The 21,371-nt window shown below is 36.9% G+C and carries 21 protein-coding genes; 16 read left to right on the top strand and 5 right to left on the bottom strand.

Annotated elements, in window-relative coordinates:
* The first annotated feature begins 48 nt into the window (after positions 1 to 48).
* From gpmI to ACESSZ_RS09535, 10 genes are all read left to right on the top strand, one after another.
* On the top strand, positions 49 to 1,626 hold the full coding sequence (gpmI, locus tag ACESSZ_RS09580) for a 2,3-bisphosphoglycerate-independent phosphoglycerate mutase (protein WP_008691096.1): 1,578 nt from the start codon (positions 49 to 51) through the stop codon (positions 1,624 to 1,626).
* Positions 1,627 to 1,855: 229 nt separating this feature from the next.
* Positions 1,856 to 4,621 (top strand): sigma-54-dependent transcriptional regulator, encoded by a 2,766-nt coding sequence (locus tag ACESSZ_RS09575; RefSeq protein WP_008691097.1) that lies wholly within the window; start codon positions 1,856 to 1,858, stop codon positions 4,619 to 4,621.
* Between the two features lie 110 nt (positions 4,622 to 4,731).
* A complete protein-coding gene (locus ACESSZ_RS09570) occupies positions 4,732 to 5,142 on the top strand; it encodes a PTS sugar transporter subunit IIA (RefSeq protein ID WP_008691098.1) in 411 nt (136 codons plus the stop codon).
* 14 nt (positions 5,143 to 5,156) lie between these two features.
* A complete protein-coding gene (locus tag ACESSZ_RS09565; protein WP_008691104.1) occupies positions 5,157 to 5,654 on the top strand; it encodes a PTS sugar transporter subunit IIB in 498 nt (165 codons plus the stop codon).
* A 15-nt stretch (positions 5,655 to 5,669) separates the two neighbouring features.
* Complete coding sequence (locus tag ACESSZ_RS09560) at positions 5,670 to 6,422, top strand: PTS mannose/fructose/sorbose/N-acetylgalactosamine transporter subunit IIC (RefSeq protein WP_008691105.1); 753 nt, start codon at positions 5,670 to 5,672, stop codon at positions 6,420 to 6,422.
* 2 nt (positions 6,423 to 6,424) lie between these two features.
* Positions 6,425 to 7,252: a PTS system mannose/fructose/sorbose family transporter subunit IID gene (locus tag ACESSZ_RS09555; protein ID WP_008691112.1), complete on the top strand. Its 828-nt coding sequence runs from the start codon at positions 6,425 to 6,427 to the stop codon at positions 7,250 to 7,252.
* Between the two features lie 11 nt (positions 7,253 to 7,263).
* Positions 7,264 to 8,466 carry an amidohydrolase gene (locus ACESSZ_RS09550; RefSeq protein WP_008691114.1) on the top strand — a complete coding sequence of 401 codons (1,203 nt, stop codon included), beginning with the start codon at positions 7,264 to 7,266 and terminating at the stop codon, positions 8,464 to 8,466.
* Complete coding sequence (gene gnd / locus ACESSZ_RS09545) at positions 8,459 to 9,859, top strand: NADP-dependent phosphogluconate dehydrogenase (RefSeq protein WP_008691117.1); 1,401 nt, start codon at positions 8,459 to 8,461, stop codon at positions 9,857 to 9,859. Before ACESSZ_RS09550 ends, gnd begins: the two co-directional genes overlap by 8 nt.
* Positions 9,860 to 10,308: 449 nt before the next feature.
* A complete protein-coding gene (locus tag ACESSZ_RS09540) occupies positions 10,309 to 10,746 on the top strand; it encodes a GNAT family N-acetyltransferase (protein WP_008691119.1) in 438 nt (145 codons plus the stop codon).
* 226 nt (positions 10,747 to 10,972) lie between these two features.
* Entirely contained in the window at positions 10,973 to 11,188 is a 216-nt protein-coding gene (locus ACESSZ_RS09535; RefSeq protein WP_008691121.1) for a GNAT family N-acetyltransferase, read from the top strand.
* Between the two features lie 199 nt (positions 11,189 to 11,387).
* On the opposite strand, the gene ACESSZ_RS09530 is transcribed toward ACESSZ_RS09535, so the two are convergent.
* The 4 genes from ACESSZ_RS09530 to ACESSZ_RS09515 all read right to left on the bottom strand — a co-directional run bounded on the left by ACESSZ_RS09530 (position 11,388) and on the right by ACESSZ_RS09515 (position 15,120).
* Complete coding sequence (locus tag ACESSZ_RS09530) at positions 11,388 to 12,647, bottom strand: replication-associated recombination protein A (RefSeq protein WP_008691122.1); 1,260 nt, start codon at positions 12,645 to 12,647, stop codon at positions 11,388 to 11,390.
* A 71-nt stretch (positions 12,648 to 12,718) separates the two neighbouring features.
* The gene (locus tag ACESSZ_RS09525; RefSeq protein WP_008691123.1) at positions 12,719 to 13,276 is read right to left on the bottom strand and encodes a manganese efflux pump MntP; all 558 of its coding nucleotides are present in this window, start codon (positions 13,274 to 13,276) and stop codon (positions 12,719 to 12,721) included.
* A gap of 182 nt (positions 13,277 to 13,458) precedes the next feature.
* Positions 13,459 to 14,277 (bottom strand): DUF6612 family protein, encoded by an 819-nt coding sequence (locus ACESSZ_RS09520; protein WP_008691124.1) that lies wholly within the window; start codon positions 14,275 to 14,277, stop codon positions 13,459 to 13,461.
* 57 nt (positions 14,278 to 14,334) lie between these two features.
* Entirely contained in the window at positions 14,335 to 15,120 is a 786-nt protein-coding gene (locus ACESSZ_RS09515) for a hypothetical protein (RefSeq protein WP_008691125.1), read from the bottom strand.
* A 282-nt stretch (positions 15,121 to 15,402) separates the two neighbouring features.
* Between ACESSZ_RS09515 and ispF the strand changes: the two genes are divergently transcribed.
* The 3 genes from ispF (at position 15,403) to rbr (ending at position 17,677) form a co-directional block, all read left to right on the top strand.
* On the top strand, positions 15,403 to 15,879 hold the full coding sequence (gene ispF, locus ACESSZ_RS09510) for a 2-C-methyl-D-erythritol 2,4-cyclodiphosphate synthase (RefSeq protein WP_008691126.1): 477 nt from the start codon (positions 15,403 to 15,405) through the stop codon (positions 15,877 to 15,879).
* 809 nt (positions 15,880 to 16,688) lie between these two features.
* Positions 16,689 to 17,081: a Fur family transcriptional regulator gene (locus ACESSZ_RS09505; protein WP_008691127.1), complete on the top strand. Its 393-nt coding sequence runs from the start codon at positions 16,689 to 16,691 to the stop codon at positions 17,079 to 17,081.
* A gap of 56 nt (positions 17,082 to 17,137) precedes the next feature.
* Positions 17,138 to 17,677 carry a rubrerythrin gene (gene rbr / locus ACESSZ_RS09500; RefSeq protein ID WP_008691128.1) on the top strand — a complete coding sequence of 180 codons (540 nt, stop codon included), beginning with the start codon at positions 17,138 to 17,140 and terminating at the stop codon, positions 17,675 to 17,677.
* Between the two features lie 377 nt (positions 17,678 to 18,054).
* On the opposite strand, the gene ACESSZ_RS09495 is transcribed toward rbr, so the two are convergent.
* Positions 18,055 to 18,717 carry an HAD family hydrolase gene (locus ACESSZ_RS09495; protein WP_008691129.1) on the bottom strand — a complete coding sequence of 221 codons (663 nt, stop codon included), beginning with the start codon at positions 18,715 to 18,717 and terminating at the stop codon, positions 18,055 to 18,057.
* A 152-nt stretch (positions 18,718 to 18,869) separates the two neighbouring features.
* Here ACESSZ_RS09495 and ACESSZ_RS09490 point away from each other — a divergent pair, with 152 nt between their 5' ends.
* From ACESSZ_RS09490 to ACESSZ_RS09480, 3 genes are all read left to right on the top strand, one after another.
* Positions 18,870 to 20,189, top strand: a complete 1,320-nt coding sequence (locus tag ACESSZ_RS09490; RefSeq protein ID WP_008691130.1) for an Mbeg1-like protein — start codon at positions 18,870 to 18,872, stop codon at positions 20,187 to 20,189.
* A gap of 50 nt (positions 20,190 to 20,239) precedes the next feature.
* Complete coding sequence (locus ACESSZ_RS09485; protein ID WP_008691134.1) at positions 20,240 to 20,794, top strand: PadR family transcriptional regulator; 555 nt, start codon at positions 20,240 to 20,242, stop codon at positions 20,792 to 20,794.
* Positions 20,795 to 20,932: 138 nt separating this feature from the next.
* The gene (locus ACESSZ_RS09480; RefSeq protein ID WP_008691135.1) at positions 20,933 to 21,232 is read left to right on the top strand and encodes a hypothetical protein; all 300 of its coding nucleotides are present in this window, start codon (positions 20,933 to 20,935) and stop codon (positions 21,230 to 21,232) included.
* The last annotated feature ends 139 nt before the right edge of the window (positions 21,233 to 21,371 follow it).

Raw genomic sequence — 21,371 nt, 5'->3', positions numbered from 1 at the left:
CAAGAAAAAGATGGTATATTTATAAGGTAGACAGGAGGTATGGATACTATGAGTAAAAGACCAGTAGTATTAGTGGTTATGGACGGTGTTGGAATCAACGCATCAGAATTTGGTAACGCCGTTAAAAAAGCATATAAACCAACATTAGACGAATTATGGGCAAACTGCCCACACACAGAAATTAAGGCACATGGCTTGGCTGTTGGATTGCCAAGTGATGGTGACATGGGGAACAGTGAAGTTGGACACAACGCTCTTGGTTGTGGACAAATTTACTCACAAGGGGCAAAATTAGTAAATGAAAACATCGAAACCGGAGAAATTTTCAAGACTGAAACATGGGAAGCTTTGGTTAACAATTGTAAAGATGGAACAATGCATTTCTTAGGTTTGTTATCGGATGGAAATGTACACTCTCACATCAATCATTTGAAGGCTTTGATTAAGAAAGCAAAAGAAGATGGCGTGAAAGAAGTTCGCATTCATGCGCTGTTAGATGGACGTGATGTTCCGGAAACCAGTGCATTGATCTATATCGAAGATATTGAAAACTACATGGCTGAATTAAATGATGATAACTTCCATGCTTGCATTGCTAGCGGCGGCGGACGTATGACGATTACGATGGACCGTTACGAAGCAAACTGGGCAATGGTAGAAAAAGGATGGCATGTACATGTTTTAGGTGAAGGACGTCAGTTTGCTTCTGCTTCTGAAGCAGTAGAAACATTCCGTAACGAAACAGGCGTAATTGACCAGGATTTGCCAGGCTTTGTCATTGCGAAAGATGGCAAACCGGTGGGAACGATCGAAGATGGCGACAGTGTTGTACTGTTTAACTTCAGAGGCGATCGTGCTCAGGAAATCTCGTTAGCCTTTGACGGTGATGACAGCTTTGATAAGTTTGATCGTGTGAGAATGCCAAAAGTTATGTATGCCGGTATGTTGCAGTATGATGCAGATTTGAATATCCCTCACAACTTCTTAACATACCCACCAAAGATCAAATATACATTGACAGAAGAATTATGCAAACACGGGATTCGTGAATATGCTATTTCCGAAACACAGAAATATGGACATGTGACATACTTCTGGAATGGGAATCGTTCTGAGAAATTTGATGAGAAATTGGAAGATTATGTAGAAATCACTTCTGATGTTGTACCATTTGAACAGCGTCCTTGGATGAAATCTGCTGAAATCACCGATGTGTTATGTGCCGCTATTGAATCAGGAAACTATGACTTCCTGCGTACGAATTATCCAAATGGCGATATGGTTGGCCATACCGGTAACTTTGAAGCTACTGTTATCGGTGTAGAATCTGTTGACTTACAGCTGGCTCGTGTTAAGAAAGCGGTGGATGCTGTAAATGGTATCTTAATCGTTACAGCAGATCATGGAAATGCTGATGAAATGTATGAAAAGAAGAAAAAAGAAGATGCACCTGTTAAATCTAAGACTTCCCATACATTAAACAAGGTTCCATTCATTGTTTATGGTGCAGATGTAGAATTGAAACAGGATGAAGATCTAGGACTTTCAAATGTTGCAGCTACGGTAGCTGATTTACTGGAAGTAGCACCAAACGAACATTGGAATACATCCATTATCAAAAAATAATGCGACCTTTCTAGAGAAGACGGTTTTATAAACTGTCTTCTTTTTTTGCTCTTTAATAGGAATATCTACATAAAGTTTTATTAGGTTAGAATATTGACAGCTTCGGCATGTAAAAAAGGTCATATACAGGAAAATTCTGCCATGGTAGAAAACGCTTTGACTTTAGAAGTACAATCAACTATAATCACATATAGAGATGTTATGACAATTCTGAAATTGAGGTGGAACAATGCTAAGGAAATCAAAAGTATTTGATTGCCTGAAACAAATGTGTCAAACCGTATCAATAAAACAGATCATGGAAGGATATGAAGGGGTAAATGCGGCAAATCTTGCGGCGGTTTTACAAATGGACAGGGCAAATGTGAGCAAAGAGCTCAATCGTCTGGTACAGGAAAAAGTGGTTGTGAAAGTTATTGGAAGACCGGTGTATTATTTTGATGCAAAGATATTACAGGAATTAAGTAAGACAAGGCTAGAACAGTACGAAGTAACAACCTTAAAAAACAGTATACGAATGCAGGAAACCATAGGGACGGATGCCTTTTTGCATGTGATTGGCAGTGATGGTAGTTTAAAGACGGTTATCAAGAAAGCAAAAGCAGCGATGATCTATCCGCCATTTGGGTTGCATACGCTGTTGATTGGTCCTACCGGAGTAGGAAAGACAATGTTCGCGGAAATCATGTATCGTTATGCCAAGGAACACGGTGTATTAGGTGAGGATGCGAAGTTTATCGTCTTTAACTGTGCAGAATATGCGGATAATCCACAGCTGCTGTTGGGTCAATTGTTCGGTTATGTAAAGGGTGCTTATACAGGGGCAGAGAAAACGAATGATGGCTTAGTGGAGCAGGCACGCGATGGGGTTTTATTTTTGGATGAAATACATCGACTGCCTCCTGAAGGACAAGAGATGCTATTCATGTTAATGGATCGTAATGAATATCGCCGCTTAGGAGCAAAAGAAAATAGTACGGCAAGAACATTGATTATTGCGGCAACCACAGAGAATGTAGAATCTTCTTTACTACAGACATTTTTACGAAGAATCCCGATGACGATCACAATGCCTGCTTTGCATGAGCGAACGATAAAAGAACGTTATGAGCTGATTGAGAAATTTTTTGCTCAGGAATATAATCAGGTTATGATACCAATTCAAGTACATAATAAAGTCATGCGTTCATTATTGTCCTATGATTGTAAAGGAAATATCGGACAATTAAAAGCTGATATTCGATTACTGTGTGCCAATGGCTTTCTTGAATCGAAAATGAAAGGATACGATGAAATTCGTATTACGACATCCATTTTGCAAGATCATATTTATCGTGGATTATTAAATGCTGAAAAGATGCAAGAAATAGAAAAAAATCTGCCACTTCATGAAGAATATATATTGTATGATCAAACAACCTCGGAAGAAAATTATGATGAGAAATTCTCCGATATTTATCATGAAATCAGTCGTAAGCTGATAGGGTATGAACGTCGTGGTTATTCGATTGCGGAGGCCAATTCTTTTATACGCCGTTATATTGAGCAATATATGGAAACTTTGTCAGATCGTATCACTGATGAGCATGAAGATATGGATATGTTGCATAAGATCATACCGATTCATATTTATCATGCTGTGGAGGTTGCCTTATCTTTAGCAGAACAGCGTTTAAGCTGTCATTTCTCGAAAAAAATTTGCGTAGCCATGGCGATGCATGTTTCTGCAATAGCGGAGCATAAACGGGATACTTATGAAATCAATGATGGAATTTATAAGGTCATGCGGGAAAATCCTAATGAATATGCGGCAGCCAGAGAAATACGCGATTTTCTGGAAATGGAATTGGATATGAAACTAAAAGATCAGGAGCTCTTATTTTTCACCATGTTTTTATGTGTGGAAAAGGAAAATGAGGGAAAGCATGGGGCGATTGGTTTACTGGCGTTAGCACATGGAAATGGGGTAGCGCGCAATATGGTGGATGTGGCAAATTCACTTTTACATACTACGCATGGTCATGCGCTGGATATGAGCCTGCATCAGAATGTGGATGATTTTTTAGAGGTCGTTACGGAAAAGGTAAAGGAAATCAATGAGGGAAAAGGGGTTTTGATGTTAGTGGATATGGGTTCTCTCTTATCCTTTGGGGACATCATTTCGCAAAAGACACAGATTCCTATTCGGACCATTGATATGATATCAACGCCCTTTGTATTAGAAGCATTGCGAAAAACCATGCTGCTGGAATATACATTGGATGATCTATATAAAGAATTACGTAGTTATACGCCCTATATCGGCAAGCTATATTCAAAGAATCTGCAGCAACAAAATGGGGAACAATATGTGATTATTACGACTTGTATGAGTGGAGAAGGCGCAGCTATTAAATTAGGAGATTTAATCTGCAGTGCTTTGCCACTGGTAAAAGAATGCAGTATTGAGATTATTCCCTGCAATACCGAAACTTTTAAACAAAAGGATCTAAGTGGGAAACGAGTCTTGGCTGTTGTAGGTGCATGTGATTTGCATATTCAAGATGTAGCCTATATCTCCAGTGACAAGATTATCTTAGAAGATGGCTTTTCCCAATTAAATCAGATTATTGCGATGAATCTAGGGGTAGAAGGCGAAGAAATCGTTTCAGCGAACTTAATGACCAATAATTTCTTAAAAGAAACGCTTGTTTTTCTAGATCCGATCAAAGCGGATGCTCTCATTCGTAAATCCTTCCGTGTCATTTCAAAAATGTTAGATATTGATGATTATAATCGTGTGTTGATTGGTTATATGCTACATGTAGGATGTATGATAGAGCGCTGTATCCGTAAGGAAGAAATGCCCTATGTCGGCATGGAAGAACGTATTAAAGCAGACGAAAAGCTATATCATATCATCCAAACGGCATTGCGCATTTTAGAGGATGAATTTCAAATAACAATCTCTGACACAGAAATCGCTTATGTGATGGATATCTTCGACACAGAATAACACACTATGCTTCGTATAAGGAAAAGTGCTGATGTTCACGGCACTTTTTTCTATTGGCACACAACTTGCTAAAAGGAAGGTGAAAGAGTAAAAGCAGGAAGGAGGATCGTATGGAAAAGGATTTGTGCATCTTTGTCTGTACACATGGAAGATTTGGTGAAGAACTTATTAAATCCGCAGAAATGATTGCAGGCAAAAGCGAAAATGTATATTCATTTTCATTACTGCCTGGCATGCCTCCAGAAGAATATAAGGAAATGATGGAAGCAGCCTTACAGAAAGAAGCCGGGAAGAAAGTTTTGTGTTTGGTAGATTTATTCGGAGGAACCCCTTGTACAACATGTGCTATCTTATCTCAACGCTATGATATGCAAGTCATATCAGGATTGAATCTGGCCATGTATATTGAAATCACATCACAAAAAGATCATCACAGCCGGGAGGAATTGATTGATGTAGGTCTGTCAATTTTACAAAGCAGCGGGAAAGATGTTATCAAGCTGTTGAAAAACTTGTCATAGAGGAGGAAAACATAATGGCAGAAATTAGCTTAATACGAATTGATTTTCGTTTGATTCATGGACAGGTCGTTACAAAATGGGTAAAACAGGCCAATGCAAATCGTATCATCATTGTAAATGATATGTTGGCAAAGGATGAATTTTTGGCAAGTGTATATAAAATGGCAGCACCTTCAAATGTGAAGGTGGATATCTTTACCATAGAGGAAAGCAGTCAACGTTGGAAGGAAAATGCGTTTGGAGATGGCAAGGTATTGCTGCTGTTTAAGAACGTTGAAGATTGTCATGCATTATTGATGAAAGAATTCCCAATGCCAATTATTCAAATAGGGGGCTTAGGTGGCGGCTCTGGAAGAGTCAGTACACCAAGTGGCATTACCTTTGATGCAAAGGATGTCAAATTGTTAAGAGAAATGATGGAGAAAGGATGTGAAATGTATATTCAAGTCGTACCTACACAACAGAAGTATGAAGTAGATAAAGTCATAGACAAACTTGATTTTCATGAGTAGAGGAGGAAAAAATTTATGGACACAGGTTTATTATTAGTCGCGGCATTTTGCGGTATTTGGCAATTTGTTTCAACAACTGATTTTGGTTATACATTGAGTGATACCTTAGGACAGCCGGTATTGGTAGGCGCTTTATTGGGTATCATTACCGGACAGATCGAACAGGGATTATTAATCGGTGGTTCTCTGGAACTGATGTACCTTGGTATTATTTATCCAGGCGGAACGGTTCCGGCTTGCGCATCTAGTGCGGCATTAGTAGCAATTCCCATTGCTCTTCGTACAGGATTAGACGCTCATGCGGCAACTGTCTTAGCGGTACCTTTCGGTATTCTTGGTTCCGTGTTATGGAATATTAAATATTCCATTAACTCTACATTCACCATTCGTGCTGAAAAAAGCGTGGAGAAGAAAGATTTTAACGCGGTTACAAGAAATGCATCTGTTTATCCGATGATTTTAACCTTTGTATTAACAGCTGTACCAATCTTCTTAGCAAACATCTTAGCACCGACATTGGTAGAAAGTATGATCAATGCGATACCTGCATGGGCAATGCATGGAATTGAAGTTGCCGGCGGGGTATTACCTGCAATCGGTTTTGCCTTAGCTGTTTATACTATCGGAAAGAAAGAATTCCTTCCTTTCTTCGTTATCGGTTATTTCATTGTCATTTATTTTGAAGTAGCAACGATGGGAGTTGCCATCTTCGGTACATGTATTGCACTGTTATATCTATTCTTAAAGAATAAGGAAAGTGAGGTATAGTTATGGCAGAGAACACAAATGAAAGAAAGATTACCAATAAGGATATTTTTCAGGCATATAATAAATGGTATTGGCTGTGTGAAGTTTCACACTGTTACGATCGTTTGCAGTCGTTAAGCTTCTGCGCATCTCAGCAGAATGCATTGCGAAAGCTATATCCAAATGATGATGATTATCAGGAAGCACTGCAACGTCATTTACAGTTCTTTAATACCGAAGGTACGATTGGCTCTGTTATTCATGGTATTACCTTATCTTTAGAAGAAGAAAAAAGTATGAATCCGGATGATATTTCCGGAGAGATGATCATCGCCTTAAAAACGGGTCTGATGGGACCAATTGCCGGTATCGGTGATACGCTGATATGGGGAACATTAAAACCAATTTGTCTGGCTTTGGCTACGACGATGGCTTTAAGTAACAATCTCATCGGAGCATTCTTCGTATTGTTATTCCCATTAGCCGGTTATTTTATTGGCTTGTATATGTGTAAATTAGGGTATTCTTTAGGACGTAACGCTATCGGTAAACTGATTCAAAGCGGTTTGATGAATCGTATTATTGATGCTTGCAGTATCTTAGGGTTAATGATGATGGGAGCATTATCAGCAAGTTATGTATCCTTAACTACAACAGCTGGTTTCAAATTGGAAAACAGTGATCCGATTCTGTTACAAAATATTTTAGATGGAATCATGCCAGGATTATTGCCATTTGCGTTAATTGCCGGAATTTATTTCTACATGAAGAAAAAAGGTACGAAATATGGTGGAATCTTGCTTGGTATCATCATTGCATCTATTGTATTAGCCTTCTTTGATATCGTGTAGGGGGGACATTCATGGAACGTAAAGACATAAAGCAGCTCTGTGATGAAAGTGTAGAGGAGAACTTAGAACATCTTTCTAATATCGCTAGTTATCTTTACATGAATCCGGAAATTGCTTTTCAGGAACATAAGGCGTGCAAGGTATTATGTCGTGAATTAAGAGAACAAGGCTTTACGGTACAGGAAAAAGCAGGCGGTTTAGATACCGCCTTCCATGCCGTATATAAAAAAGGAGAAGGCTTGCGTATTGGAGTAATCGCCGAATATGATGCATTAGCCGATATCGGACATGCTTGTGGTCACCAGTTGATTGCGACAAGTGCAATGGGAGCTGCGCTGGCAGTCAAAAAGGTGTTGGATGAAAGTAATCTATGTGGCAGCATTGAAGTCTTTGGTACACCGGCAGAAGAAGAAGGCGGTGGCAAGATCATCATGCTGGATAATCATGTATTTGATGGTGTAGATGTGTTATATTTCATGCATCCGACAAGTGCTATTACTAGAATCGGCGGTGAATGTGCAAGTTTTACAGATTTTATAATTGAGTATCATGGAAAAAGCGCTCATGCGGAAAGCCATCCCGAAAATGGAATCAATGCTTTGGATGCAGCTGTCTTATTCTATCAAGGAATAGGTCTGTTGCGTCAGCAATTAAAGGATGATATTCATATCTGTTGTATCTTACCAAAAACCAATCAGGATATCGGCCGAATCAGCGATTATACTAAGGTAGAAGTAGAAATCTCCACCATGCATGTGGCAGATATCGCAAAAACCAGAGAAAAGATTTATCAAATGGCAGAAGGAATGGCCATGGCTACAGGATGTAAGGTTCACTATAAAGAAATTCCCGGCTATTTAGGCAGAACCCCCAATGCCATTTTAGGAGATCTTTTAAAAGCGGAACTTACCTATTTAAAAGAGCCATTGATGGAAGGAATGCCAGCTGATAAAGGTGGAGAAGATTTAGGTAATGTATCGCGCGTGATTCCTGCCTGCAATTTGTTTATGACGTTATTGCCTGAACGTAAGATCAGTGGACATACCGAAGAATTTCGCGAATTAGCAAATGGAGAAGCAGGAAGACGTTGTTTAAAAATCAGTGCAATCGCGATGGCAAGGGCAATTGTAGAAATCTTGTTAGAACCTACGATCGCCGCAAAAGCCAAAGCCGAATTACAACAGCGTATCGCTGATGAGGTGGCTTATGCATAAACAGATTGGATTGTATGGATTAGGTGTGATGGGACAATCGTTGGCTCGTAATATTGCCAATAAAGGGTTTTCCATCAGTGTCTTTAATATTGAAACAGATGTGACAAAAGCTTGTTGTCAAAAATATCCATTGTTACATGGCTATGAAAATATCGCAGATTTTGTGGATAGTTTAGAAAAACCACGTAAGATCTTATTGATGGTGACAGCGGGAAAAGTTGTGGATAGCGTAATTTCTTCCTTAGTTCCGCTTTTGAGTCAAGGCGATATTCTTATGGATTGTGGGAATTCTTTCTTCCTTGATACAGAACGTCGGCAGCAGGAATTAAAAGAAGTCGGTATCCGTTATATTGGCTGTGGTGTATCCGGTGGCGAAAAAGGGGCATTAGAGGGGCCAAGCATTATGCCCGGTGGAGATCGTAAGGCATATGCAGAAGTGGCTAGCATCGTAACCGCAATGGCTGCACAAAATGATGATGGATCTGCTTGCTGTACTTATATCGGGGAAAAAGGTGCCGGGCATTTTGTTAAGATGGTTCATAATGGTATTGAATATGCGGATATGCAATTAATTGCGGAAAGTTATGCATTGTTAAAGAACTATTATCAGCAGGATATGAAAAAGATCCAAATGGCATTTCATCGTCTCGCACAAGGCCCATTAAATTCTTATCTGATGGATATCACTTGTGATATTTTACGTCGTAAGGACGATAAAAAGGAAGGCTGGTTAGTAAATTATGTCAGTGATGTTGCCAGACAGAAAGGGACGGGGAAATGGACAAGTCAGATTTCCTTTGATTATAGTGTGGCAATACCAAGTCTTACCGAAGCAGTTCAGACACGTTTTCTATCTATGAACCATGTGGAACGTACCCAGGCATCTGCCTTATATCCGCATGCATCCTGTAAGATGGAAATAACAGAAGAAGCTTTCTTACAGATGTTAGAAAAAGCCATGTTAGCAGCGAAAATGAGCATCTATGCCCAAGGCTTTTCCTTAATCACGAGTGTATCAAGACAGAAAGAATATCATATTGATTGCATTGCCTTAGCAAATATTTGGCAAAATGGCTGTATCATCAAATCGGCTTTTCTAAAGGATATCATGCAGGCATTTAAAGAAGCATGTGCTTATGATAATCTGATCTTATCAAGTGTTTATCAGAAAAAGCTGGCAGAAACGCGACACGATTTACAAAATCTGGTAAGTATGGGTGTTTTACAATCCCTGCATCTTCCCATCTTTACAAGTGCCTTACAATACATGCAAGGGATTACCTGTGCCGCTTTGCCGACAAATCTAATCCAGGCACAGCGTGACTGCTTTGGTGCACACACCTATGAAAGAACAGATGCGCAGGGAAGTTTTCATAGCGATTGGCAAGCGTAATCATCGTAAAGAGGCTGTAGGACAATGTTCAGTGATACAATTGTCGTAACACCTCTTTTTTATATAGGTATAAAATATCGCGAAGTAAGCAGTTTTCAATAGCAGAAAAAAATGTCATTGCTGAAATACGCATGCTATAATGGTTTTAAAAACGGATGGAGATATGCAGTGAATAAAACGGGATAAATTAAATATAAAAGACTTTCAGTTGTATACATCTTCTTGATAAGAACATGGAAAGCACTTCACCGTTACCTACCATCTGCATACGATAAAAGAGTATACGTATTGAAAATCTGGACATACTATAGAAACTATACAATGAGCTTGCGATTTAATAAAACGTAGCATTTAAAAGATACACAAAAAGTGAAAGATTTTGTTACAAAGTTCTATGTTCTATGATAGACTATAAGTGATTTGCACAAAGAAGGAAAGGAAGGAATTGTATGGAAAATTATGTAATCCGAAGAATTACCACAAACGATTACCATGACATCCATGAATTAAACCTTAAACTAGGTTATGCATACGATGAGGAGAAAGTGGCAGAACGTATTCAAAACATATTGGATGCCGGCATTGACTTGATTCTAGTCGCAGAGCTTGAGGGAAAAGTAGTCGGCTATGTTCATGGAACACCTTATGGAACACTGTATTCTGATAATCTTGTCAGTATCATTCAAATGGTATTCACGAATGAAACTAGAGAAAATAAGGAAATGACAAGTGAAATTATTAAAGAGTTTGAAAAGGTTGTAAAACGTAATGGTTATCATGGTATCCGCATGGCAGCTGATATTGATCGTAAGGTGCTATATGAAATCATGATGGAAAATGGTTATGAGAATAAACGAGATCTGAAACACTACATCAAATATTTCTAGGATGGATCCAAAGGTTCATCTTTTTTTGGTATTAATCCAAAAAATTACGGCTTGAATTAGATAAACAAGAGAAGCGAAACAATGTGCAAACATAAATTATGAGTATTAACAACCAAGATACTGTTTGAAAATATCACAGCAGGATTTTAACATAACACAAATAGTATTTTATGATGTAAAATGGGATGCAGTTAAAGAAAAGTTTAATTTGAGGAGTTAAAAGTAAATGAATACACCTATCTTAAAAACAGAACGTTTGATTTTGCGAAAATTTACGGAAGCAGATATCGAAGCTCTTTTCCTTATCCTAAAAGATGAAGAAGTTAACAGATTTTTGCTTTGGTATCCGGTAAAAAACATGGCAGAAATAAAGACGTTTTATAAAGAAAGATATGGGGAAAATATAAACAACCACAAGCCTATGCTTATGCAATTTGCTTAAAAAACGAAAATTTCCCCATTGCCATAAGAATGAATCCGAAAATTAAAAGATATATCCTATCTTTTTCTTCATAGGGCGTCTTTATATGTATAAGGGCATTACCTCATTCCTTTATGTTATACGCAAGATATCTCTAGACTTAATTAAGACTAACCATCATCTTATAAAGTACTTTTTAAGATTTAAATCCTTTTTCATCTTATCGTTTTTTCTTTAAGGCTGCTAAATTACTTGTACGTTTTACCTTTCGTAATTTTTCTAAATTCTGCGCAAGAACTTTTTCATAAGAAGAATTCATCTGTGGATGATAGAATTGGGTATCCTTTAAAGCATCCGGAAGATATTGAATCTGATTCCAGATATCACTGCGATTATAATCATATTGATCCTCTTCCTTCATATTTACAGGGGTAAAGCGAAGATAATCCGGTACTTTATAAGAAGTATGGCGCAATACTGACATGGCAGCATCAATGGCACTTTCCGCACTTTTGGATTTAGGCGATAAACAAAGATCAATGATGGCCATTGCTAATGGAATCCTTCCTTCAGGAAAGCCAACACGCTTAGCCGCATCAATTGCCTGCACACAGCGGGCAACTGCCGCAGGATTGCCTAAACCGATATCTTCATATGCCGTAACAAGTAATCTTCTTTCAATACTATCCATATCATTTGCCTCAATCATGATACCAAGGTAATATAATGCGGCATCCACATCGCTGCCACGTATGGATTTTTGAAATCCACTTAAAATATCATAATAGCCATCTCCATCGCTATCCATGCTCATGTTTGGTATTTGCGAGAATTGCTCTACTAAAGCCTTACTAATACAACCGTCACTAGCGATAGCACAGATTTCCAATATATTTAAAGCATAGCGGATGTCTCCGTTACTGTGGCGAGAAATGATATGCAAAGCATCCTCTTCAATTGTAATTTCATTATTTAAACCTTTCGGTGATTGCAGAGCTTTGCATAATGCTTCTTCAATATCTGTCTGCGACAGTGCTTTAACTTCAAATAAATGACAACGAGAACGTATAGCAGGATTGATGGCATGCAATGGATTACTGGTGGTTGCGCCAATCAAGGTAATATTGCCATTTTCTACATGTGGCAATAATAAGTCCTGTTTATCTTTATTTAAACGATGTACTTCGTCTACAATTAAAATAAGCCCCGGATATAAGCGGGCTTCCGCAAAAATTTGTTCCAATTCTTTTTTGTTGCCGGTTACAGCATTAAACAAACGATAAGGTAGTTCTAGTTCATTTGCTAATACCATGGCCAAAGTTGTTTTCCCTGTTCCCGGAGGACCATAAAATATCATAGAGAAGATACGTTTCGCAGCTAAGCATTTACGAAGGACGTTTCCTTCTCCGATTAAATGTTTTTGCCCGATGATTTCTTCTATTTTTTGCGGTCGCATGCGAAAGGCTAAAGGTTCCTGCATTATGATCACTTCACTTTCTATCTTATTTTATCATGGATATGGATGGACATGCCAACTATTAATGAAACGAATTATAGGGTGTGTTCAATTACGATCTTAATACCGATCAATAGTAAGATAATACCACCTAAGATACCGGCATATTTTTCAAGCAGGCCGCCCATAAAATGTCCGATAAACACCGCTAGAAAACTTAATACAAAGGTCGTGATGCCAATTATGACGATTGCTAAGACGATATCTACTTCCAACAAGGCAAAGCTAATGCCCACAGCCAGCGCATCAATGCTGGTGGCAATCGCAAGAATCAGAATCGTCTGTAGAGATAAAGATGCGTCTTGTTGATCGAGGTCAGGATGGAGAGCTTCTCTAATCATATTGATGCCGATGATTGCCAGTAAACCAAAGGCAATCCAATGATCAAAAGAGGCGATGATTTCCTGAAAGTAACTGCCAGCAAGCCATCCAAGCAAGGGCATCAAGGCCTGAAACATCCCGAAGAATACAGCGAGGATTAAGGCATAACGAAGGACTTCATGCTTTTTCATCGTCATACCTTTGGCGATGCTTACAGCGAAGGCATCCATACTCAAACCGATACCTATGAAAAATACAGAAATTAAACTCATATTTCATACCTCCAAAGAAAAAAAGACTTAGGCGCAAGAAAATCTTACGTATAAGTCTCGTTGTTTAATACTTAAGCCAGATTCAATACCTGAATCATCATGTTGACTTAACTACTCATCATGAGCCAACTACTCCCTTAACGGTGGCTAAATCATATCAGAAATTGAACAGAAATGCAATGTTAAATTGTATTACCAGTTGTATTTCCAAAGTCTGTTAAGAAATTTTCAGCATTAAAATCAGCTTTGGGATAATCTTTAAAAGAAGGCATTTTGATATCCGTCACTTGATTTGGTTTTGCAATATGCATCGTTACTTCAGCTTTCATAGGCATAGACTGTTTATCGGCAATAATATTCATATCCATATGGATAACAATAGATTCCAACATCTTATCCTTAGCTACGACAAGATCTGCTTCATACTTATCTAATTTGGCATCAAAATTTCCATTTTGTAATTGCTTGTTTGTCTTTTTTGCACTTTTTAAAGCATTTTGCATTGTTTTATCATTAAATACGGCATGTAAGTGATATTTACCATCTTGTTCTTTCATTGATAATTCTTTAAATTGATCCTTTGTACCAACATTTAAACTATTAGGCATCTCTTTTTCTAAGGCAGCAATTACGGGCTTTAGATTATATGCAATTTTTTCCTGATTCATCATATTCATATAAAACATATTCTTGTTTACATATAGCTGCAAGAAATCATCCATTTTCACACCACTCATAGCCGCTCCGAAATTTGCGGCAAGTTGCAATTGTTTCTCTGCATTGTACAGCATATCTGCCGTCACTTTCATATGCATATTCATATCATCTGCATCAAATAGCATTTTCATTTTTATATCTGCGCTTTTCAGCTCTTCCATCTTCTTTACCGTATCTTGATACACTTGGAATGCTTCATCACTTACTTTACTGCTACAGCCACTCATGCTAAAACCAAATGTCAGCATCAGTATTACGAGAACTACTTTCCATCCTTTTTTCATTTCACTAACCTCCTTTTTAAAAGAGGATCATTACTTAAGCAATGACCCTGTTAGATGTTATTTTTTCTTTTCTGGATAAGTCTTTAAATCCGCTGGGAATTTAACCTGTTGGTTCTTACCAACGTTTTTAAATTCCATAGACAGTTTAATATTTGCCTCTTCTTCTTTATCATTGGCTTTCTGAGTCATGTTAAAGTTCATATCAGCTTTACGGAACTGTCCGTTTTCTAATTTAACGACTAGTTTAACTTCTTTAATGGTAGCATCTTTTACATTCGCCACGCTATTGCCGGCTACATTTGCGTTAACAGAAGCTAAAGAATTTAAATTGTCTTTCAATTCTTTATTCAATTTTTCCTTATCGAATACTAATGTCAGTGTATCACCTTTGATACTTGCTTCTTCTAGATATTCTTTCATTTTATCCTTAGGAATTTTTAACGTATCCTTATCTAAGGATATACTAGGTATCTGGTTCATAGTGTCTTTAATGGCTTCTTTTTCTTTCTGAAGTCCCATCATATTCGTATAGACATAATTTGAATCCATATACATCGTTACATAGTCATCAATCTTCTGTCCGGATGCAGATAAATCAAGACCTAAAGAAAACTGTGGTTTGCTTGATTCAAAATTGTAGGTGCCATCAATTCCAGCTTTCACCATTTGACCACTGGCGCTGACTTCCATTTGGATATCATAATCCGCTGACTTCATTTCCGTTACATTCTGAATAGCAGTTTCCAGTGCATCTAAAGCTTTATCATCAACCTTAGAACCGCTGCAAGCGCTCATAGAGAACAGAACGCCAACACTTAATAAGAGTGCTGTTAATTTTTTCATTTACTTTTTCCCTCGTTTCTTTCTTCTTAATACAATATTATATTAGCATAAGAAGGCGCGAAAGTGTATTCATTTTCCAAAGAAAATCCATGGTTTTTTATCTTTACTGTTACAAGTTTGTGATTAAGTAAGATGTGTTATGCAATATAATGAAAAGTGATTTTATATACTTGAGATCTATCGTATCTACATATGCGTACATAAGATGTGATTTCTTACAACGTGAATTGAAAAACGGAAGGAATTAGGGTATGCTAAGATGAGTAAAGGATAGGTGAGCATATGTTTCGTATAGGACAATCCAGTGATATTCATCAACTGATACAGGGTAGAAAGTTAATATTGGGTGGTGTGGAAATTGACCATGAAAGAGGATTGCTAGGTCATTCTGATGCAGATGCCCTTTTGCATGCTATTGCCGAAAGCATTTTGGGTGCTTTGGCTTTAGGAGATTTAGGGAAGCATTTTCCTGATACAGCAAAGGAATATAAGGATATGAATTCTTTATGGATGTTGCAGGAAGTATACAAGATCATGGATAAGCAGGGTTATAAAATCAATAATTTGGATGCTCTTATCATGATTGAGCGACCAAAGATGGCTCCCCACATTGTGAAAATGCGTGAGAATGTGGCTGCTGCTTTACATTGTGATATTGATCAAGTAAGCATCAAAGCTACCAGAGGTGAAAAAATGGGGTTTATTGGTAGAGAAGAAGGCGTCTTAGCACAATGTATCGTACTTTTAATTAAAAAATAGAATTTATCAATGTTGATGAAAGGAACTGCCTTTTCAGACATTGTTTTTTATTGATTAGCGAACTATCAAGGAGTTGGAAAGAGCTTAGGCTGTGGAAGTATGTACAAGTTTATGCTGATGAAGGTTCATACGATTCGTCTGTGATGTTGATGAACAATCTTTTTTTGCTAAACTGGCAAACAAAAATTTGATAAACATCGTCCATTCACTCATAACGATGAAACTTTTAATAGTGCTTTCTCTTTACCTTATGGCTAAGATAAAGAAGAAAAGTGGATATTTTTCATAATTAAAATAATCAATTATGCTGATTTTCCTTGTTAAAGTTAGATAGAATTTGTGTAGTAGATAGTAAAAGAAGATTTTATTTTATGAATGAGAAAAAAATGGTTAAAAATATGTTTTTTGGGAAATGATAAATGACAAAGCATAGATAATTATATGTATAGCAATTGCTATAGTATTTTTTTATTGCTTTTTAGATATGTATAGTTATTGTTAAAGTGAAAAGATATGCTGAACATCAATATACAGAAAAACATTATCTGCTTAGACAAATAAAACAATGAAGATACGGTATGAATAGATTGACTTAATAATAAATTATAAATCTAAAGACTTACATATTAATTTAAGTTGAAAATAACGTAGAAATTCGTCTGAGGTTGTAAGGGAAAGCTATATTATTTTTAGGAAACTGATCTTTTCTAAAAATAAGAATATTTCTTAATTTTATTCTTAAAAAGTGTTGACAATGATAAACCTAAGAGCTATAATGAGAACGGTTCTTAAGAAAGGAGGCTGTTCCAATGAAACGTAAATCATCAAAACAGCGCGATATGATATTAAATTATCTTAAAACGATTGATGGACATGTAACAGCCGAAGAAGTTTTCAAGAACATGAATGAGGATGGTAATAAAATAAGTCTGGCAACCGTCTATCGTAATCTGAATATTCTGGTGGAAATGAATGAAATTAAAAAGATTGCCCATCCTGTAGAAGGATATCAGTATGATAAGACAAGTCATCCCCATTATCATCTGCATTGTGTAAGATGTGATCGTATTCTTGATTTAGATATTCCATATATGGATGAATGGAATCATCAAATGGAAGCACAGACAGGTCTTTTGATACGCACGCATAACATGATGGCAGAAGGTATTTGTAAAGACTGTTTAAAGAAAGAAAAACAGTAGTGGTATTTAAGCGATACTTTCGCTTAAAGATAAAAGTTAAATAGGAGGAAAAAAACATGGAATTAAAAGGATCTAAAACAGAACAGAATTTGATGGCAGCATTCGCAGGAGAAAGTCAGGCACGTAACAAGTATACTTACTATGCGCAGATGGCTCGTGAAGAAGGTATGGAACAGATTGCAGATATCTTTGAAGAAACTGCACGTAATGAACAGGAACATGCAAAATTGTGGTTTAAGGCTCTGCACGGTGATAAAGTACCTACAACGGCAGTAAATCTGGAAGATGCAGCTGCTGGTGAAAACTATGAGTGGACAGATATGTATAAGAACTTTGCCGAAACAGCAAAAGCTGAAGGCTTTGCTAAAATTGCTTTCCAGATGGAGCAGGTAGCAAAAATTGAAAAACATCATGAAGAAAGATACTTAAAACTGTTGGAAAACGTGAAAAACGGTAAAGTATTTGAAAAAGAAGAACCAACCGTTTGGATCTGCGACATCTGTGGATACCGTCATGAAGGTACAGCAGCTCCTAAGGCTTGCCCAGTTTGCGGATACTCTGGAGCACATTTCGCTGAAGAAGCAACAAACTACTAATCATGAAATAGGACATATCTATGCGGGTATGTCTTTTTTCTTATGGTCGTTTGTAAGCAAGGGAAACGTAGATACAGGACAACTAAAAGTGTGTGATAAATAATTAAATTACCAATTATATGTATATTAACTATAAAAAAAGGCCTGTCTTAAGAAAGTAAAGACAGGCTGTTGCATATAATAAAAAAGTGTTGATGCTATCAATCTGGGGGAAGATACACTGACTTGCCATATGGGTGGGGGAAGAAAAAGCAAGTCAGGCGATAGCACCAACATGTATAATATAACGTATTTGTTTATAGAAATCAATAAAATTTGTAACAATTTTTAAATTCTGACAGAATCTTTTGATAAAGCTGGAAATTCATGGCATGTACTTATTTTAACAGGCTATAATCAAATTTCATGAAATCCTGAATGACCGTATTTACTCCCGGCAACTGTTTGTATTCCGCTACTTTATCTAAAGTGGTAATTGCGATGATCTTTGCGACATGACAACGATATGCAAAGTCAATACCGCTTAAGGAATCTTCAAAAACGAGACATTCTTCAATGGGCACATCAATGCGGGATGCACCATCTTGAAACATTGTAATTTTATTTGTATGTAAACCATCATCATACACAATCTTATCTACATCAAACCAGCGATCTAAGTGGAAACTGGAGATAAAGAAATCGATATTATCTTTAATTGAGGCACTGCAGATCGTCATTGGTATGTGCCTTTGTTTTAAGGTGTCTAGTACTTCCTCTAAACCGTCTACCAAATGGAAGGTAGCTGGATCATTACGGCATACCTCACGATACAGGGCTTCCTTGGAAAGCGAGAGGTTTTTGCTCTCTTCTTCACTCAAATGATCTCCCATTAACATTTCAATAATACGTTTATTTGTCTGTCCGTGCATGTGATCCAATTCATCGTCCGTAATCGGTTTATTGCGATACTTTAAGGAAAAGGTGTTCCATGCCTTTTTATGCATGGGGCCATCAAAAAACATTGTTCCGTTAAAATCAAATAATATTCCCTTTATCATGTACTATCCTCTCTCTTTCCCTTTTATTTTAGCTGACCTTGGCAAAACGTCAAGAAAAATTATCAGTAGTATATCATAAACAAGATAGGTACGCACTTGCATTTAAAAGGAAAACCTTTATAATAAAGAAAACCTGAAAGGGGTGATTGCTCATGCTGCAGGAAGAAGTGTTTTTTGATTTATCATTATTATCCTATTTTAATAGCTATGGTACAGGTATTCGTGTTGCGGATATGATACGTAGGATTTTAGCGGATACATCACTTGTAGAAGATTATGGACATTTAGCTGATTTTCGTTTAAATCTAGCATTATTAAAAAGTATTTCCCTAGAACATTATGAAACGATGCGGGTACGGGAATATTTTGATGATAATGCGAACAGTGGTGTTGTCTATTATATCTTTGAAACGGATGAAGAACTAATCTTTGCTTTTCGTGGCAGTGAGGCTTTTGACGATATTCGTCATGAAACCGGTTGGCAGGATTGGATGGACAATTTTCGCATGTTTTTAAAGGAACCAACGTATCAACAAATCTTTACACTTCATTGTTTGCATACGACACAAATCACAAAGCCATTTTATCTGTGCGGTCACTCCAAAGGAGGGAATCTTGCCTTATATTGTGCATTGACGATGCGTCAAGATTTACAAGAGTTGTTATTAGGCGTTGTCAGCTTTAATGCACCGGGTATCACGAAAGATATTTTTAACCTGTATCAGGAGCGTATTGAAGATAGTGAGTTTCAAAGAAAATTATTAATATTTGAAAATGAAAATGATTGTATATCATCTTTCTTTGAACATATGAAAGAACCATATTATATACGTTCTACATTTCCTTGTGGGACGATGGAAGAACTATATCATAATCATAATCTTTATGCTATGCAGGAATTTCGTCATAATGCATTTCTGTTGGCCGAAAAGAAAACGGCAGTTCCTAAAGTTGTCTATCATTTTGTGAATGATTTTTTTGTGAATTTGAAAGAAGAGCGTTTGCATAAATTAGTTGCCAGAATGGATGATTATTTTGAAAGTGGTTTATCCATGTCAGAATTGTATCGTGTATTGATCTATCATATCAGTAAATATACATCTTTATTCGAAGATATCGATTATGAGGAAATAAAGACGATTACTTTTCAAGATTTAATCGAGCGTAGAAAAACTAAGCAGTTGTTAGAAAAAGTAAAAGGATTACAGCCGAAAGATGCTTTGCGTAAGGCTTATGATGTAGTAGGAAATTTATCAGCGATCAATAAGCTAAATGAGCTAGATATTTCTCAGATAACCCAAGGGTTTATTCATAATTATGAGCTTTTGATGAATAAGACAACACAAAACTTACAGGATCTGCTGACACAAAATAATGAGCGTATTCTCCAAGCGATGCGCTCTATCCGCAATCGTTCCGCACAAGAAATAAAAGAACAAAACGAGAAAGAGGAAGACTTGCAAAGTGACTGAAAGTATAGTATTCTAATTATGGAATATAGACAACAGAAAGAAGGAATACAATGCCTTTAAAACATGCAATCTTAGGTTTGTTGAATTATGCGGATATGACAGGGTATGACATTGATCGTTATTTTAAATCTAGCATTGCCTTTTTTTGGCATGCGCAGACCTCACAGATTTATAAAGAGCTGACGACATTAACAGATAAGAATTGGGTAGACTCAGATATCGTGTATCAGAGTGATAAACCGAATAAGAAGGTGTTTCATATCACGGAGGAAGGAAAACTCGAATTGCATCGCTGGCTGGCAGATGCAGAGCTATCTGATATTATGAAATATAAAAACCCTTTATTGATTAAAATCTTCTTTTCCAGTGAGATTGATATTGACCAGACCATGCGTTTACTTGAAAAATATATACGTGAATGCTCGGAGGTCATTGATCATATGAATGAGGATTTAAATAAGATACCTGATTTTGAGGCACAGATTCATAAAGATAACGAATCTTTTTATTGGGGGATGACGATGACCTATGGATTTATGTATTATCAGAATGAAATTAAGTGGGCGAATTGGTGTATTGATAAATTAAAAGAAAAGATTTCTTGATCAAAGTGGTGCATGCACATGCATAGAAAGCAAATCCTTGAATTTCAAAGAATTTTTGACACAGCGTGAAAACGTGCTATAATAGCCTTGTAATTACCATATGAAAACAAAGATATGAAGGCAAAGGAGCGTGGAAATATGGAAACGAAGAAGTGGGAAAAACAACAATACTTAGATGTACTTCAAGATAAAAAATGGGAAGCACATAACAAGCAGTGGTTATATATCGAAGTTAACGCAAAAGATTTACTAGAAGAATGTGAACCGGGCATGAAAAATCAGAATGTTTGCTGTAAGGCAATGCTGGAAAGCATGTTAGAGGGTGATGGCTTTATCGTAGAGCCAAAAAATAAAAGTAAATGTGCGGCAAGTCTGACCATTCGCTATTACGTTGATAATCTGAGTCCTGAAAGACGTAAGTATTCTGAAGTAAATTAAGAGTAAAGAAAGCTGTTCTGCAGCTTTCTTTTTAAAGGAGCTAACTATTAAGAAGTCAAGCCTTTTTGAAAAAGATTGAAAAAGCATGATAAAAACAAGTGCTGGTAAAAGCACAAAAATTGATCTTTGAAAATTAGAT

The sequence above is a fragment of the Eubacterium sp. 3_1_31 genome (assembly GCF_964249515.1).
In the GTDB taxonomy this organism is placed as follows: domain Bacteria; phylum Bacillota_I; class Bacilli_A; order Erysipelotrichales; family Erysipelotrichaceae; genus Longicatena; species Longicatena caecimuris.
Note: the sequence above shows the minus strand (reverse complement) of the source record. Positions and strands in the feature narration are given on the sequence as shown.